General features: G+C 34.5%; 10 protein-coding genes. 3 read left to right on the top strand and 7 right to left on the bottom strand.

Annotated features, from left to right (window positions below; genetic code table 11):
- Positions 1-14: 14 nt before the first annotated feature.
- Positions 15-752 (bottom strand): hypothetical protein, encoded by a 738-nt coding sequence (locus Z053_RS0116830; RefSeq protein ID WP_025666157.1) that lies wholly within the window; start codon positions 750-752, stop codon positions 15-17.
- A 344-nt stretch (positions 753-1,096) separates the two neighbouring features.
- Positions 1,097-1,846 (bottom strand): hypothetical protein, encoded by a 750-nt coding sequence (locus tag Z053_RS0116825; protein ID WP_035096342.1) that lies wholly within the window; start codon positions 1,844-1,846, stop codon positions 1,097-1,099.
- A 269-nt stretch (positions 1,847-2,115) separates the two neighbouring features.
- Between Z053_RS0116825 and Z053_RS0116820 the strand changes: the two genes are divergently transcribed.
- Positions 2,116-6,726, top strand: coding sequence for a DUF5689 domain-containing protein (locus Z053_RS0116820; RefSeq protein ID WP_025666155.1), 4,611 nt, complete (start codon positions 2,116-2,118; stop codon positions 6,724-6,726).
- A 78-nt stretch (positions 6,727-6,804) separates the two neighbouring features.
- Here Z053_RS0116820 and Z053_RS0116815 read toward each other — a convergent pair whose 3' ends face one another.
- Positions 6,805-8,202, bottom strand: a complete 1,398-nt coding sequence (locus Z053_RS0116815; protein ID WP_025666154.1) for a metallophosphoesterase family protein — start codon at positions 8,200-8,202, stop codon at positions 6,805-6,807.
- Positions 8,203-9,017: 815 nt separating this feature from the next.
- Between Z053_RS0116815 and Z053_RS0116810 the strand changes: the two genes are divergently transcribed.
- Both Z053_RS0116810 and Z053_RS0116805 read left to right on the top strand, forming a co-directional pair.
- Positions 9,018-9,854, top strand: a complete 837-nt coding sequence (locus Z053_RS0116810) for a M57 family metalloprotease (protein ID WP_025666153.1) — start codon at positions 9,018-9,020, stop codon at positions 9,852-9,854.
- Positions 9,855-9,977: 123 nt separating this feature from the next.
- Positions 9,978-10,817 carry a M57 family metalloprotease gene (locus tag Z053_RS0116805; protein WP_025666152.1) on the top strand — a complete coding sequence of 280 codons (840 nt, stop codon included), beginning with the start codon at positions 9,978-9,980 and terminating at the stop codon, positions 10,815-10,817.
- 178 nt (positions 10,818-10,995) lie between these two features.
- Here the strand turns inward: Z053_RS0116805 and Z053_RS0116800 are convergent, their stop codons facing one another.
- The 4 genes from Z053_RS0116800 to Z053_RS0116785 all read right to left on the bottom strand — a co-directional run bounded on the left by Z053_RS0116800 (position 10,996) and on the right by Z053_RS0116785 (position 17,250).
- Positions 10,996-12,075, bottom strand: a complete 1,080-nt coding sequence (locus tag Z053_RS0116800; RefSeq protein ID WP_081748283.1) for a methyltransferase domain-containing protein — start codon at positions 12,073-12,075, stop codon at positions 10,996-10,998.
- A gap of 167 nt (positions 12,076-12,242) precedes the next feature.
- Positions 12,243-12,812 carry a transposase gene (locus tag Z053_RS0116795; RefSeq protein ID WP_025666150.1) on the bottom strand — a complete coding sequence of 190 codons (570 nt, stop codon included), beginning with the start codon at positions 12,810-12,812 and terminating at the stop codon, positions 12,243-12,245.
- Between the two features lie 74 nt (positions 12,813-12,886).
- Positions 12,887-14,281, bottom strand: a complete 1,395-nt coding sequence (locus tag Z053_RS0116790; protein ID WP_025666149.1) for a DUF5689 domain-containing protein — start codon at positions 14,279-14,281, stop codon at positions 12,887-12,889.
- A gap of 83 nt (positions 14,282-14,364) precedes the next feature.
- Positions 14,365-17,250: a carboxypeptidase-like regulatory domain-containing protein gene (locus tag Z053_RS0116785; RefSeq protein WP_025666148.1), complete on the bottom strand. Its 2,886-nt coding sequence runs from the start codon at positions 17,248-17,250 to the stop codon at positions 14,365-14,367.
- Positions 17,251-17,259: the final 9 nt, after the last annotated feature.

Below are 17,259 nucleotides of genomic sequence, written 5' to 3'. Positions count from 1 at the left end.
TATTTGATAACGGATTAAAAATCGTATCTCCCTGATTTGTTTGTAGTTTCATGACCATTAGTATCGAAACTATCCCAAAGATTATTCGCACTGCTGTCTAACCATAATTTGGGCTGTGAACTCAAAGCTGTATAATCCTCGCCCGAAGTAGAAGCTATAGCAACCTCTTTTAAGAACCAACCATCTGTTCCTTTTAATTTAATTAAAGCTGAATCAACCTCTATCCAATCAATAGTTAAAGGATTGGGTAAATCCAATTCTAGATAATAGATATCCCAAGAACCTTCTTCTCTATCATTTCCTGGGTTGTCTAATACAATATTATGTTTAGTTATTATTCCTAAATCAGTTAGAAAACTAACATCAAGTCTTACAGATCCATTAGTACCACAATGATTTGAGCCAGAATCTTCATATGTACCTGTTATAGTAGTCACTTTGTAATACCATTTTGTAATCCTACCTGATAAAATTGGTCCCCTTTTACTATGATATTTTGCAATAGCTTCATCAAATTTGATAGAAGCTTCATCTTTACTCACATCAGCTCCAAACTTCATATGCATAATAGGCTTTATTATTGGTTGAGTATCATCTATTATAGTGTTACTATTACCTGTAGTACTCATAAAACCTTCTTTCTCATTAGCATTTATGGCCTCGGCATCTACTGTAGATTTTTCGCAAGAAGCGGTCATCAAAATACATGCTGCTACAAACATGTATTTTTTAAGTTTTATTACTGTTTTCATTTTGCTTTTAAAAGTTTAGTTATAAAATATTTATCTATTATGCAGCAAATGTAAACTCAAGTACCTTATATAATAACTTGTAGTTGATGATCCGTAATTTTGAATTGATCAAAAATAAATTTCAATTGATAGTTTGTAATCTTTACCTACTCATTTACGGCAAAATCATAGAGTCTAAGCGATACTCTATAACTAAGTGAGCTATAATGTTTTCGAACAAACCATTGATTAATAAAAAAATTTATTATTACTCAACTCATCTATAGTTTTCTCTTGGTTAGATTCTATATAATAAAAACCCTCGATAGCTCTGGGCAAAGCTATCAAGGGTTTTTGTAGATTAATTAAAGATTATATCTTCCCGTTTCCACGGTAGTATCAGATGAATTAGTATAGAAAAAATCCCATCCATTATTTGTGTTATTATCTAACCACATTTCGGGTCTTGAATGCAAAGCTGCAAAATTACTGCTTGAATTAATATAACTTCCAAGAAATACATTAACTGTTCTTAAATACCAACCATCCTTACCTTTTAAACTAATCCCGGCTGATGGGATCTCTATCCAATTAACTAGATTTCCATTTTTTGTTGGTTTTAATCTTAGGTAATAAACATCCCAACCTCCTTCTCTATCATTACCTGGATTATTTAATACAATATTATTTTGATGAATATACCCTAAATCAGTTCGAAAATCTATATGAATTCTTACCGAACCATCTGTACCACAATGGTGTGAGCCAGAATCTTCGTAAGTACCGGTTCTTGTTTGAACTATATAATTCAAAAATGTTGTACCAGTCCCATCTACATCTAATTTTGAGTTATTATTAAAGTATTTGGCAATTGCTTTATCAAATTTTGCATGTCCTTCTTCTTCACTTACTTCTGGTCCAAAATGCATATGAAACATTGGTTGTATTACTTTTGATTGATCATCTGCTACAGTAGTATCACTATTTCCTGTAGTACTCATAAAATTTTCTTGCTTTTCTATGTTTTGTATCTCGGTATCTGTTTCTGCTTTTTCACATGATACAATCCCCAGAATACATAATGCTAGCACTACATTCTTTTTTAAATTTTTCATTGTTATTTTAATTTTAGAATTAATTATCAAATGTATGTGCTGAAATATTGTTTTGTGATAATGAATATATAGAACACCATTGGGGATTGATGGATCATACGTTTCTCTTGATAATGCTATAACACTCTTAAACAAAACATTGGCTAATAGGTTATTATAAAAAAACACGTGTTTTTGTTAAACTTTTTTTAACATCTCTGCTCAACAATAATCATTCTAATCCCCTAACTTGCATTACGCAAAAAAATCACACAAATAAACTAATAGTCATGAAATTAAAATTACTCTTAATTCCATTCGTCATTTCCTGCCTTTTAGGGGCTCAGAATGGATTTACTCAATCCGTATTTATTAATGAAATACACTATGATAATGCAAGTACAGATGTAGAAGAAGCTGTTGAAATTGCTGGAACAGCAGGAACCGATCTTTCTGGTTGGAGTATTGTTTTATATAACGGATCAAATGGTACCGTTTATAATACAATTTCTATTTCGGGAGTGATTCCTGATCAACAAAATGGTTTCGGAACAATAGTAGAAATTCTTCCTACCAATGGATTACAAAATGGTGCCCCCGATGGGATAGCATTAATTGATAACAACAATGCAGTTGTTCAGTTTTTAAGCTATGAAGGTGTTATTACAGCAACAAATGGCCCTGCATCTGGATTAACAAGTACCGATATAGGCGTGTCAGAATCCAGTAGCACTCCCGTTGGAGCTTCTTTACAGCTATCAGGAACAGGAACATCGGCAACAGAATTTACATGGGAAATATCTACAACCAACTCATATGGTGCCGTAAATATTAATCAGATTTTGGGAACACCCGTTATCATACCCATGATTAACGAATTTGTATTTAATCATACCGGATCTGATACAGATGAATTTGTAGAAATATTAGCTGGTATAGAAACAGATTTAAGCGAATATTGGTTACTAGAAATTGAAGGAGATAGCAATGCATCTGGAGTTATTGACGAGGTAATACAATTAGGTACTACAGATGTTAATGGGTATTTCACTACTACTTTTGGTAGTAATGTATACGAAAATGGTACAGTCACTCTCCTCTTGGTAAAGAATTTTACGGGTAGCTTAGGGCAAGACCTTGACACCAATGATGATGGTGTTTTTGATATCACTCCCTGGGAAGAACGTATTGATGATGTTGGGGTTAACGATGGTGGTGCATCTGATCTTAACTATGCCAATGTTACCTTACTACAATCTTTTGATGGAAGCTCATTTACTGTAGGAGGAGCATCAAGATTTCCGAATGGTCAAGATACCGATGCTGTCACCGATTGGAAAAGAAACGATTTTGATGGAAGTGGATTACCAAGTTTCCCTACAGTTATAGCAGAACCGGGAGAAGCTGTTAATACGCCTAATCGAGAAAATGTAGTTATCGATGATACTAATCCAACAGCGGTAATAGTAATTAATGAAATTGATGCAGATACCGATGGATCTGATGTTTTAGAGTTTGTAGAGCTGTTTGATGGTGGAACAGGAAACACATCTCTGGATGGATACACATTAGTATTCTTTAACGGATCTAATAATCAAAGTTATGCTGCCTATGATTTAACAGGTTCTACCACAAATACTAATGGATATTTTGTTATTGGTAATGCAGATGTTGCTAATGTCGGGATTACATTTCCTGGTAATGGGTTACAAAATGGAGCCGATGCCGTAGCACTTTATAAAACTGCTGCCTCTAATTTTCCTAACGGAAGTGCTGTTACAACAGAAAATCTGGTAGATGCAATTGTATACGATACCAATGATAGTGATGATGCAGAATTATTGGTGTTACTAAATAGTGGTGAGTCACAAATAAATGAAGACGAAAAAAATGATAAGAACTTCCATTCCTTACAACGTTTTCCTAATGGATCTGGAGGATTAAGAAATACCTCAACATATACGCAGGCAATTCCTACACCAGGAAGTGCAAATACAAATGCAACAGAAATAGTTAACCTTATTATTAACGAACTGGATGCAGATACTCAAGGTTCTGATGCTTTAGAATTTGTCGAACTCTATGATGGTGGAGCCGGAAACACCTCACTTAATGGTTACGTTTTGGTAAATTATAACGGAAGTAATAATACCAGTTACAATGCCTTTGATTTAGATGGTTTTACTACCAATGCAGAAGGATATTTTGTTATTGGTAATGCAGATGTTGCCAATGTAGATCTTGTTGTTCCCGGAAATACATTCCAGAATGGTGCTGATGCTGTAGTCTTATATTTTGGTGATGCGACAAGTTTCCCTAACGGAACAGCAGTTACTACCGAAAACATCATTGATGCTATTGTATATGATACTGATGATGCAGATGATGTAGAATTATTGGTGCTTCTAAATACAGATCAGCCACAGGTAAACGAAAACTCAAACGGAAACAAAGACGGAGAATCCTTACAACGAAGTCCTAATGGACAAGGAGGGGCTCGAAATACTACTTCGTATGTTGCTAAAGCTCCAACACCAGGAGCAGATAACGATGGTGTAATAGTAACACCTGGTGATCCAATCAGTATTGCAGAAGCAAGGGCAACCGCCGAGGGTACACCAGTTACTATTGCCGGAGTATTAACCGTTACCGATAGTTTTAATGGTCCTGCATTTATACAAGATGCCACTGGTGGTATCGCTGTTTTTGATGATCAGGTGCAAGCTAATGCTGCTTTAAAAGTTGGTGATTCTATTACCATAACAGGGATCAGAGCTGCTTTTAACGATCAAATACAGATCAGTTCTGTAACAGATGTAGTAAATAATGGTCTGCCTCAAAATCCAATTACACCTCTAGATATTACACTTGCAGAACTTGCAGATCATCCAGGAGAATTGGTTCGAGTACTTAATACCACATTCCCTAATCCGGGAGATCTTTTATTTGGTAACTCTAACTTCACTCTTACCGATGCTAGTGGAAATGGAGAACTGCGTGTTGATAATGATGTAGCTTCTATAGTAGGTAAAGCACAGCCTGTTACTTGCACAGAAATCACAGGTGTGATAGGTCGTTTTAGAGAATTCTTCCAGTTACTTCCAAGGCAAGCTTCAGATATTCCTTGTGCAGAAGAATTTATTCCACCAGGAGACACAGTAGGCTTTCCTAAAGAAGATACTTTTGATGTAGTAACCTGGAATATCGAATGGTTTGGTGATGAAAACAACTCGCCTGTAGGTCAAAACCCAATGTCTGATGAAATTCAAAGAGATAGTACCGCTACGGTACTTAAAAAACTAAAAGCAGATGTATATGCTGTAGAAGAAATTGCCGATGATGTATTGTTTGAAGAATTAGTAAATCTGTTACCAGGTTATGAGTATATTTTATCTGATGCTGTTTCTCGCCCCGGTTCTGGAGGAGTATCACAAAAAGTAGGATTTATTTATAATACTGAAACCGTTTCTGTGGTAGAAACAAGAGCAATGTTTACATCTATTCATCCGCTATACAACGGTGGTGATGCATCTGCACTTGTAGATTACCCTAGCGAAACAGATCGTTTCTACGCTAGTGGAAGATTGCCTTTTTTAATGACCGCAGATGTAACTATTAATGGAGTTACAGAACGTATTGATTTGATCGCATTACATGCCAGAGCAAATAGTAGCAATGGTCCTCAAAATCGATATGATATGCGTAAATATGATGTAGAAGTATTAAAAGATTCGCTAGATGCTAATTTTGTAAACAATAAGGTTATTCTTTTGGGAGATTATAATGACGATGTAGATGAAACTGTAGCAGACATCCCATCAACCATTTCTAGTTTTCAGGAATATGTAGATGACACTGCTAATTACACGATTGTATCTTCTGCATTAAGCGAAGCGGGATTGCGATCATTCGTTTTTAGAGAAAATATGATTGATCATATTATGGTAACCAATGAACTTAATGAGGCCTATATCGAGAATTCTGTAACTGTTCATTACGACGTATATGATAATGATTATGCATTCACCACGTCTGATCATTTACCTGTTTCTGCACGATTCTTACTAGAACCAGAATTTGTAAACAATGATTGTTCGGGTGCATCTGTTGTAGCCTTTAATCAAGGTAAGAGAAAAGATGGTGGAAGAATATCCCGACTTAGAAGTAAGACTAAACGTGCCTTAGGAACTCCTAGAGAAAAAAGGTATTTTAATTTTGTGAGTTTAGGGTTTGGTGGATCGATCACTATAGAATTAAACAACGAAATTTTTGATAACGTTGATACTAATGAATTTGCAGTATTCGAATCTACAGGATTCTTTGATAACATCCCTTGTAATTACTATCCAGAATCGGCAGAAGTCTTTGCTTCACAAGATGGTATCGAGTTTGTTTCTTTAGGAACAACTTGCCAGGATGGTGAATTTGATCTTGCAACGGGTAACTTGCGTTCTGCAAAATATATCAAAGTTGTGGATACAAGTGATAAAGCTAGTTTTCCTTGGTTTGCAGATGGTTATGATCTGGATGCTATTGTATGCCTTGAAAATGGTGAGCGTATAGCTACAAAAAATACCATGGTCTATGCAGAAAACCCTACTGCTTTAGAAAGTGAGTTACTCCCCGAAGATTTTGGATTAGAAGAAACAAGTGTTTTTGTTTCTCCAAATCCATTTAAAAATCAGTTATCTATAGATTTTAATACTCTTGTTGAAGGAAATGTAGATGTTATAATTACTGATGTAACTGGTAAAACTGTATATACTCAAACGATACGGCTTAATGCCGGGCAATCCAAATTATCTATTGATATGAATCGTTACCCAAAAGGGTTTTATGTTCTACATGCTTCTGGTACAAATGGAAAACTTAATATAACTAAAAAGATAATTAAAAAATAATTGTTAAATACAAAATATCAACCCTGCGAAGTCATCTTTGCAGGGTTTTTCATTTATAAGAGTCAAAACATATATCGTCTAATATGATAATTCTGGAGCCTTTGATGTCCATGATAGAGTTCCATCCTGATCATACCAGGTTTCTGTTAATTTTCCATCTTTTATCTCTAAAATAGCAAATCCATTTTTCACTCTTAATTTGTTATTTGGAGAAGGGTTCTCTAATAGAGTATGGGCATAATAATCAATAGTACTAATATTTCCATTATGGTTACCCTCTAACCATTCTGCATTACCAAATGGAATGCCAGAATGTCCTAGGCACCTAGCTAAAGTAGAGCGGCTTGCCGCAGTATTGTTATATACGACTCCATTATGAATATGACCCCAATACCACACTTCGGGATGTCTTCCCATAAGAGAATCTTTAACAACATCATTCCATAACGAATTTGTATACTTTCCTTGTACATCCATTGGGTTATGGTGAGTAAGCAGTATTATTTTTTTACCCTTAGACTGTGTAGCTATAAATCCTTCTGGTCCCGATTGATATGTATCATTGATTACTCCATCCATATACATATCTGTTGCATTATAAGCAGAATCCAGACCTATAATTACCCAATCCCCATAGGTAATAGAAAAATAGGTTGCTCCTTTTTGCTTCTCAAAAACTGGAGATGCAAGTGCTGTTTTATATAAGCCATTTGCACCATCATACATTTCGTGATTAGAATTAAGAGTAAAGTTGCCAAGAGGAGCAGGTTTCCAACAGTTTAGTAAATTATTTTGTTCTTCAGATTCAAGACCGGCATAATATACATCTCCCAGATGAATCATAATATCCGGATTCTGTTTCGTAATCTGTTGCATCACCATTTGCGATGGGCTATCTGGTAAATTTCCATCCTTGTATTTTCCTGTTCCCCAATCTCCAAATAATGCAATTTTTAATGACGGTTGGGAAGAAGGAGTTATTTTAATTGTAGTTGGAGGATCATTATGAACAAATGGATGTATTTTTTTAGGGAAAAGCTTATAGTATAAAAAATTGAGTATTGCCAAGGGCCACCCTGTTCCTTTTGGGTCGCCCATATCCAATTCGGCATACTTGGCTGTAGAGACCAGAGAACCATCGCCTGTTAATTTGCCTTCGCCTTCCCAAATTGTCCACCAATCATCCCATTCATTAGTTGTGATTTTTGAAGGAGGCATTTTTAAAAATTTCAAAATAGGCTTTAACCAAGAAGGCGCCTTGTTGTTTAGATAATACAAGACCCATCCAAATTCAATACTCTCGTCGGCGCCAGGAGGTAGCGGCGGAGGTGGTGTTTCAGTGTTCATTAATTGAATAAGAAGGTCTTCTGATTTCTGAAAAGTAACCCAGAAATGAGTTTCTACTACAACTCCTTTTTGTACGGCCTCTTGCAATTCTTTTTGGATCTGTTCTAATGTTTTTTGTGAAGATTCCATTTTAGTTTTGTTTTAGATAGTATTAATGAAAAGTTTAATAACCCAGAAGAGATACTAAAAATCTAATCAGGGTTTAACGAGGTATAATATGAGATATTCAAATACTAAAACATCTGATCAAGAGAGGTGCTCACCAGATATTGTTACAGAGTAGTATCAAGTAGTTTTCTACTATAAAAACCTCATAACAAAATTCTGTAAAATCTTGATTATGAGGCAATTTTATCTAAATGTAAAGAAAATAATTTAATTAGAAGGAGGTTTTCTAGAAAACCTCCTGAAATTATAATAGATCAAAAAAGCTTAATTATTAGATTCGGTCTTTTTATTATTTACCTTTTTTTCTCAAAACATATGTAACATATTGTTTTTCAGCAATATAACATTACGGATTCTCCTCAAAAAAAAACATCCAAATACCTGTTTTTATCCAGAGTTTATGACTAGTCTATATATAGTTAATTAACCCATTTTTATATAGTGATTTTCCCGAAAACCGAATCTAAGCAATTGATAATCAACAAACTATAATTTAACAACATTAAGAATGCTATTATGTGTTTTTATAGGTAGATAGATTTGAATACTTTTAAAATTGAAATCAATAGAGATTAAATATTTCTTTATTTGATACTACTCCACTCTAATGGTTAGAATCCCACAATGATTATAGTATCATTAGGACAAAACCATCCAATAGGTAAGAAACAAAAATATATCTGGCGCCGAAAGTAACTGTTTCTAAAAGAATGATCTCATGAATCCTTGTAGGCTTCAAAAGCTAACTTATTTAATAATCTTAAAACTAAATCAAAATGAAAAAATGGAAATTATTAGCGCTTTGCGCTATTATTACTGGATTTATTTCGTCTTGCCAAAAAGATGAAGTTACAAATGAAGCACCAGAACAGGTAAAAATAGAGCCCACAAAAGCACAACTCGAGAAGTTGCACAATATGGGGGTGAATACTGATAATGTTACGATTGAAGATTTTACCTTTTTAGACGGCTCTTCTGCAAAACACTTGGTTTCAGGAGATATTACAGTTCCTATAGCAGATTTAAACAAATATCCGGAACTAGAGTCTCGTGATGATGATAGTAAACAATACCGAACACCAAACCTAGTATCTCCACCTAATAGAAATATTAAAATTCTTGGGTATACCGGAGGTGGTTTTGCATTAACTCCTAAGATGAAAACAGCTTTATCATGGGCGGTTTTCAACTATAATGTGTTACCCAACACCCTTAATTTTACGCTTAGTTATGGTACTAATGTTGCGGCTGCAGATATTGTAGTTTATAAAATCGCAGGAGCTGCAGGTGGAATAGCTGGATTTCCTACTCCCGCAGGAAAACCATACAAATGGGTTAGAATCAGAGCAGGAACAGATGCATATAGTACTAATGTAAATGAACATGTAATCGGTCATGAGATTGGACACTGCATTGGATTTAGACATCAAGATTGGTATAACCGTCAAAGTTGCGGATATACTGGCACTCTACCTGCCGAGTCTACTGCTATTTGGATACCGGGAACTCCTTGGTCTCCCAATGCAGATTCTATTATGTTGGCATGTTTTGGTGCTGGAGAAGATGGAGAATTAACTCCTACAGATAAAACAGCATTAAATATACTATACTAATGATATCCTTTTGAGAGATAACAATAAATCTCCAGAGCAAAACTCTGGAGATTTTTCATAACAGATACCATTCAGAAATTTTGAAAAATTAAACGACTTAAATATTCTTAAAACTAAAACAAAATGGAAAAGTTTAAACTATTAGTACTTTGCATTATTATTGCTGGATTTTTTTGGTCTTGTGATAAAGATGAGGTTGCTAATGAAATACCCGAACATGTAACTTTGAAGCCTACAAAAGCACAACTTGATAAGTTATCTGCCATGTTTATAAACACAGATAATGTTGTTATTAAAGATATTACCACCTTAGACGGAATCAAAAAAAAGTATTTGGTTTCAGGAGATATTTTAATCCCTGTACTTGATTTAAAAAATTATAGCAAATTAAAACCTAAAACAACTAACCAAAAGCAATTCAGATTTCCGCACATAGTATCACCACCTTATAGGGTTATTGATATTCTTGGGTATACGGGTTCTGGATATGCTCTCACTAGTAAAATGCAAACAGGTTTGCGATGGGCTGTAAATAACTATAATAGCTTAGGTAATTCACTACGTTTCAGATTAACCTTTGGTACTGATTTTAGTTCGGCAGATATGGTAGTTTATAATAATAATCAACCAGGTGGTGGTGGAGCCGCTTCAACCCCTAACCCAGCGGGTAGACCCGGTAAGTATATCCAAATTAATGCCGGCACAAATAGTTTTAGTACTAATGTGGTAGAGCATGTAATGACTCATGAAATAGGACATGCTATAGGACTAGCTCATCAAGATTGGTATAACCTTCAGAGTTGCGGGTATACTGGTCCTGTGCCTGCCGGACCTGCACCTATTTGGATACCGGGAACTCCTTGGTCTCCATATACAGATTCGGTTATGTTAGCCTGTTTTAGTGCTTCTGCAGATGGTGAATTAACAGCTACTGATATTCTGGCATTAAATATATTATACTAATGAGAATATTCTTATGACCGAAAAATAATAAGCTATAATCTGGCACAGAAGAGTCGAGGTAAAACATATAAACAAATCCATTATGAAGGATTTTAGATTCGGCTCCTATCTAACACCAAGATTATAGCTTAACTACTAATTCTATCTGAATAGATAAGAAGTTTAATGACCTAAAACACTAATCTTTAATCGCTATTCCTTTAAAAAAAGTATAACAAAATGTGCCTCCTCCTTCGGCAGTCTTATACAAATCATTAATACCTCTGTTCATTTCTTCTTTGCTAATAATTTTTTTTGCTAATGCTTCTTCTGTAATCCCTCTGACCATTGCGGTAAAGGTATTTTTAATAAACCCATCTAGTAATTCAGGTTTAGAATCATCAACATATACCTGCCTGGGAGAAATAGTGATATTCTTAAATCCCGAATCAAGTAACAACGGATATAGCGCTCTACCAATATTAGCATTCCCTCCTTTTTGTTGTTGTAAAGTTACTTGTGCCTGGACCACTTTTTGCGCACATAGACTATCTGGGTAAAAATATGCAGAACCATGATCTCCTTCAATTATCATAAGTGTTCCCCCGGGTTTAAGAACTCTCTTTAGTTCCTGCATAGCTTCTTTTGGGTGGGACATATGTTCTAAAACAAAGCAAACAAAAATGTGATCAAAATGATCATCTTTAAAAGGTAAGTTTAACAAATCTGCAACCTTAAATTCTACATTCTTGATGTCGTGCTCTTTGATTGATTCCTCTGCTTTTTCTAATGAGGCAGTAGACAGGTCTACAGAAACAAAAGTCGAATCTAAGTTCTTTTTTGCTATAATTTTGGTTTGTGCCCCAACGCCACAACCAGCCTCAAGAATTAGAGAGCCTTCTTTCCATTTTGAGTCCCAGTGCAAAAGCTCTGCAATAGAATTAGCCTGATCATTTAATCGAGTTGTTTCTTCCTGAGAATATCCATGGATATAATTTTTCATATGATCTTGACTTATTTCCTGGATAGTACTTTCTGCCTGTTTCAAGCGTTCGAGTATTTCTTTACTGGCATCTCGTAGCTCTTTACCAGACGTAGTAAACACCAATTGATTATTAACTCTATAAAAGATTTGGGTACCTAGACGAGACTCTAATTCTTTAAGTTGATGACTTAATGCCGATTGTGTAAGAAAAAGTTTTTCTGCTGCATTTTTTAAGGTTCCTACTTCTGCAACAGTATCAATAAGTTTTAAATGACGGATTTCTATACTAGCCATTATTTCTGCTTTTTTATGCAAAATACAATGCTTTGCTAAAAGCCAACGACAAAAGAATATGAAAAAAAATAATAGGGTACCTGAATAGAATTCAACCGTTTACAAAAATTATCTTTAATCAGACCTCACAGGTCTTAGAGACCTGTGAGGTCTGTAATAACTATATTCTAACTAATCAATTCTAAAGTATAACGTTCTTCAATTTTTACTTTTCCATTTAAGTGTGCATACTCAAAATTAGATATGTCACCAAACAAAGAGAGTATAAACTCTCTACTGAGCTTGGAATGTTTAGAAGATAAAAAACTTTGATATGAAGAGAATGGATATGCTCTGAAATCTGAAGCCATCCTGTGGTGTTCTGGATTTAAATGTACATAGATGATAAGTTGTTTCAAATATATTTCATTATCTATTTTCTTTCTTGAAAATCTATCTTTGAACAAACTTCCATTTCTATCATAAGCTTTGTTGATCGCTTTAGCATAGGTATTAAACATATTCGAAAATTTCTGTGAAATCAGCCTTCCTTCAACATCTGTATTTGTCTTAATTACTAAATGAAAATGATTCTTCAGTAAGCAATATGCATAAACTTCGCAGATATCGTTACAATACTTCTCAAGAAGGCTCAAAAAGTACTTATAGTTGCGCTCTTCTTTAAAAATATCTTCTTTATTGTTTCCTCTATTGTATATATGAAAATAAGTATCAGGTACTAATGGTTCGTATTTCATTTTTCTATTTTTTAATTTAGACCTCACTGGTCTTAGAGACCTGTGAGGTCTGATTAGGTTTTGATCATTACATCTTATTTTCCGGTAATTTTTATATCATCAATATGGTATCGTGTAGTGGCTCTGGGGTCACCACCAATATATCGAAAACCTATACGAATGGTTCCCTCCAAACAAGATAACCCAATAGGCCCTGCAGGTGTAGAATTGCCAAAAGCGTTTAATGGCCCTCTTGGGATCATAGCATCAAGCTTTGTCCACGATGTAGTTGTAGGGTCTCCTGTAAAATTATCGGCCGCAAAAACCTCAAGGATATTTCCGTTATCATATCCCGCCTGAAGATCAAAATATAAAACCTCATCTAGTGAGGTGCTTATATCAATATCAGGAGTAATAAACCATACTTCATAGAAACTTTCTTTTGACCTATATCCTGTTATTTGTGCATATTGATTTTCACCAAAATTACCTATCTTATATTTTAACTTTCCTCCTGTGATATTACTATTCATCCATCCAGAATCTTCTAGGTCACCAATTTTGAGATCTGTAAAATCTTCTTCAAATAATATCATAACTCCTTCAGAAATTGCCGGGCATTCTAAAACTGTAGGGTCACATCTCGTTTCATTATCAAATACTAACCCTCGCGGATCATTAAGTACTAAGTTATATGTGTTTCCTAAAAAGTTTTTAGTTAATATTCCTTCAAAACTTCCTTGTTGACTTGGTAGTTTAAGGCCTTTAAAGTCTGAAAAAGTACTCGTGCTAATTATCGTGTTTCTTCCTGTTGCACAACTCTCTACAATACGTTCTCCATCAAACTTATCATAATTTTCTGCTGCAAAAGTAAAGGTGTTATCTTCTAAAACCAGATTTTTAGTAAACTGAATATTGTTTACTTTGATGTATACGTTTACTAGTTTATCAGTAAAATCTTCAATTGTGATTTCTAGCGGAGTTATGGCAGCCGTTTCTGTAGACCTTATCACAACTTCTTCTATAAAAAAAGAAGGGATTGCACCAATAGTATTTCCTTCTGAAATTCCAAGAGTTGGAATCCCATTTTCTATCCCAAGAGACAAACCATCTAGTTTGATATATACTTTACGTCCAAATTCATAGGTAGTAAATAATGGATTATCATCTATTAATACCCGAATACCTGCAGAAGGATTAGTATGTTTATCCTGAAGCACCAATTCTTTATAAAAATTACTGGCTTTATCACTGGATACTACGTAACCCTGGATAAAATTGTTAGTATCTTCAAAAACTACTTTAGCATTTTCTCCATCTTCTACAAGTTTTTGTCCCAGAATACCGAGTATTGCGTCAATTGTAATTAGTGTACCTTCAATTTGTGGTTCGTCTATGGTAACCGGAGATATTTTAAATTCATCTTCTGGTGAGCAAGCCATAATTGTACATGATACAATTAAAATCCAAAAAAAATTCTTTGTGTTCATTTTATATTATATTTTTTGTTGTGTTTATTGTTCTTATTATGAAAGTAGACCTCACAGGTCTCTAAGACCTGTGAGGTCTAGTACTAAAATCTTATATATACATTTAGATAGTAGGAAGTGCCATACCCATAAAAGTACTTTGATCCATAAACAGGAGTATCACGTTGTGATTCTTCTAAAGCTAATCGGTAATTTGCATTTCTGGCTTGTTCGAATCCTCCTGTTTTATATCCTTGATCAAGAATATTATTTATAGAGGCAAAAAAACCAATGTAATATTTCTTGATTCTCCAGGATTTACCACCAATAGCATTTACAAGGAAGTAGTCTTTAAACTGCTCTTGTCGTAAAAGTTGTTTTGCAACATCCTCATCATAATCATTAAAAGGTAGTCCATCTGTATCTCGATAAAAATTCGCGGTTCTTGCAAAAGGACTTATGTTGATATAGGCGTTAGAAAAATAATTGGTGGTAGCTCCAAACCACCAAAAATCTGGGTCACGGTACTCAAAACCTAATTGTCCTGCCCGTTGAGGTCCTCCTGCAATATGATATCCTTTTAATGCTGATTTTCCGAAACTTTGTATCCCTTCAATATCTGAAAATGCTTCACTAGTACTGGTTAAGACCAGGTCTAGATCATTATCAAACACAAAACTACCAACTGCCGCTGCTCCTTTAATTTTAATAGTGGGGGTGATCTGGTATTCGACCCCAAATTCTCCTCCGATATACCGTTTATCTATGTCGGTAAGTATTTCCTGAACAAACCCCACATCTGATCCTGAAATAGCTTCGGTAAAAAAGAAAGAAATATTCGTAGCATCCAAAATCTTAGAATAATATCCTGTTAATCTGGCTTTGATCTTGGGAGAACGAAATATATAACTACCATCTACAGATTGGATTTTTTCACTTTCCTGATCTTCTCCTATTAATTTTGCTATGGTGCTATTATTATATCTTGCATTTGCAAAAGCGTTACGAATTGTAGGTGGTTTATTGAAATAGACACTTTGTAGTTTAATAAAATGATGCCCGTTGATCGCAATGGTAGCCCCTCCTTTTACTCCATAATTCATAAAATTTAAAGCTTCACTTTTTCCAAAGGAATCGTTTCCAGGAAAATATCCATTTTCAAACAAACCATTTCTTTGATATATTGTTTGCGAAATTGTTCCACCTAAAAAGAAATTAACTCTTTTCAACTTAAATTGTCCTTGAAGAAATCCATTAATCGCAGAGGCCTCAATCTCATAATTATAATCATAGCGATCTCCTACTCCCACAATACGATTCGGGTTGCGTAAATCACTCTGCGCTCTACTAGTTAATTCGGAAGAAGTTAACTCTGTTGAAGATAACGCAAATACATCAACATCCAGAAAACCTGTACCACCCAAAAGATCTGTTACCTCAGCAAAATTTTGACTCTTTAAATTCTTGTACCCAATCGCCGCATTTAATGTAATGTATGTATTGAATTGACTATTTAATATCATATTGCCACTCAACAAGGCGTCATCTGTTCTATCCTCATATAAGATATATGTTGAGTTATTACCTTTTTGCGCATTTTGTTGATTGGTTTGTAATATATCACGCCAGTTTAATTGCCCATTATTGATGAGATTTTGTTGTGCCAAAAAAGCATTTTGATAATCTAGAGGAGTTGGATTAGGACCTTCTAAAAAAGAACTTGGCATATTATCCGGATGCACAGGGTTGGTGTTTGCGCTTCTTCCTCCTCCAATATAAGTTTGTTGCGCATTTGGACCAATTATTAAATCACTTCCTCCATTATCTATTCTACTATTAGCAATTTTACCAGTTTGAAAAGCAATATTAGTTTGTAAATGAGTTTTCTTTGATATGCTCCAATAGTGGTTTAACATAAAGACTGGTTCTTCTATTTTTCGCTCTTTAGAGTTCCTTATTTCTCCGTTCAGGTATCCCCAGTTAGGATTATAATTGTTTCCTTTAAGATTAAATACTTCATCGGTAATTGCTGTAGATCTTCCTCTACGATTTGGAGTATAAAAACCCGTTAGATTTAAGCTGTGTTTCTTCCCTAATTTTTTTTCAATCGAAACAAAAAATGAATTTGAGTCGTATAAGGTTCCTTCAACAAAACCTTCTTTTCCATATCTTCTGGATAAAGACACAGAGAAAGCCCATCCTTTTTCGGTAACTCCAGAATTATACGTTCCTATTACTCTCCCCTGATAACTACGGTTAGAAAAGGCATAAGATATTTTGCCTCCTTTGCGGTACTTAGAAGCTCTCATAATGATGTTAGAAGTTCCTAAAAGATCTCCAAATGTATAGTCGTTTTCTGAAATTCCTAATGAAAATTCCTGATTACGTTGTACATCATTTAATCCTCCCCAATTGCTCCATTGTGGTCTTCCATTAGAAAATTTGTTCATTTCAATCCCATTGATCAGGATTTTTCCGTTCTCATTTCCTAAACCTCTGGGACGAAAAAAAGTTGAGCTAAAATCAAATGCTGCTGCAGTAAGAAATACATCTCGGGTAGATTGAAGTAATCCCGAAACACTAAAAGATATATCATTATCTTCATCCAATTCATGATCCGAAAGGCTAATCGTACCTATTTGTTGTTGTTCGGTATTAAAATCAAATTGTAAGTCTATTTTCTTAAGGTCCAGGACATTTCCTTCATTAATTGTAATAGGAAAACGCTTAGTTACATATCCGTCCTTAGATATTATTAATACTTGCTCCCCCAAAGGAAGTTTGGTGTCTCTAAAATCAAATTCACCAAAAGTAGTAGTAAGCACACTAACTTTTGTTTTTTTAATGGATACTGTAACTTTTTCAAGATTTGCACCAGAAATGGCGTCAATAATTTTTCCTTTTAACTCAGTTTGTTGTGCATTAACACTAGAGATACTACAAAAGAAAATCAATAGTATATATTTTGGATCAAAAGAATAATATGTCATTTTATTAGA

Source organism: Aquimarina megaterium XH134, assembly GCF_000520975.1.
Classification (GTDB): Bacteria; Bacteroidota; Bacteroidia; order Flavobacteriales; family Flavobacteriaceae; genus Aquimarina; species Aquimarina megaterium.
Note: the sequence above shows the minus strand (reverse complement) of the source record. Positions and strands in the feature narration are given on the sequence as shown.

What these genes read in the sequence shown, in the direction of transcription:
- Z053_RS0116815 (WP_025666154.1), bottom strand. Translation starts at nt 8,202, where the DNA reads ATGGAATCTTCACAAAAAACATTAGAACAGATCCAAAAAGAATTGCAA.
- Z053_RS0116800 (WP_081748283.1), bottom strand. Translation starts at nt 12,075, where the DNA reads ATGGCTAGTATAGAAATCCGTCATTTAAAACTTATTGATACTGTTGCA.
- Z053_RS0116785 (WP_025666148.1), bottom strand. Translation starts at nt 17,250, where the DNA reads ATGACATATTATTCTTTTGATCCAAAATATATACTATTGATTTTCTTT.
- Z053_RS0116820 (WP_025666155.1), top strand. Translation starts at nt 2,116, where the DNA reads ATGAAATTAAAATTACTCTTAATTCCATTCGTCATTTCCTGCCTTTTA.
- Z053_RS0116805 (WP_025666152.1), top strand. Translation starts at nt 9,978, where the DNA reads ATGGAAAAGTTTAAACTATTAGTACTTTGCATTATTATTGCTGGATTT.
- Z053_RS0116810 (WP_025666153.1), top strand. Translation starts at nt 9,018, where the DNA reads ATGAAAAAATGGAAATTATTAGCGCTTTGCGCTATTATTACTGGATTT.
- Z053_RS0116790 (WP_025666149.1), bottom strand. Translation starts at nt 14,281, where the DNA reads ATGAACACAAAGAATTTTTTTTGGATTTTAATTGTATCATGTACAATT.
- Z053_RS0116795 (WP_025666150.1), bottom strand. Translation starts at nt 12,812, where the DNA reads ATGAAATACGAACCATTAGTACCTGATACTTATTTTCATATATACAAT.
- Z053_RS0116825 (WP_035096342.1), bottom strand. Translation starts at nt 1,846, where the DNA reads ATGAAAAATTTAAAAAAGAATGTAGTGCTAGCATTATGTATTCTGGGG.
- Z053_RS0116830 (WP_025666157.1), bottom strand. Translation starts at nt 752, where the DNA reads ATGAAAACAGTAATAAAACTTAAAAAATACATGTTTGTAGCAGCATGT.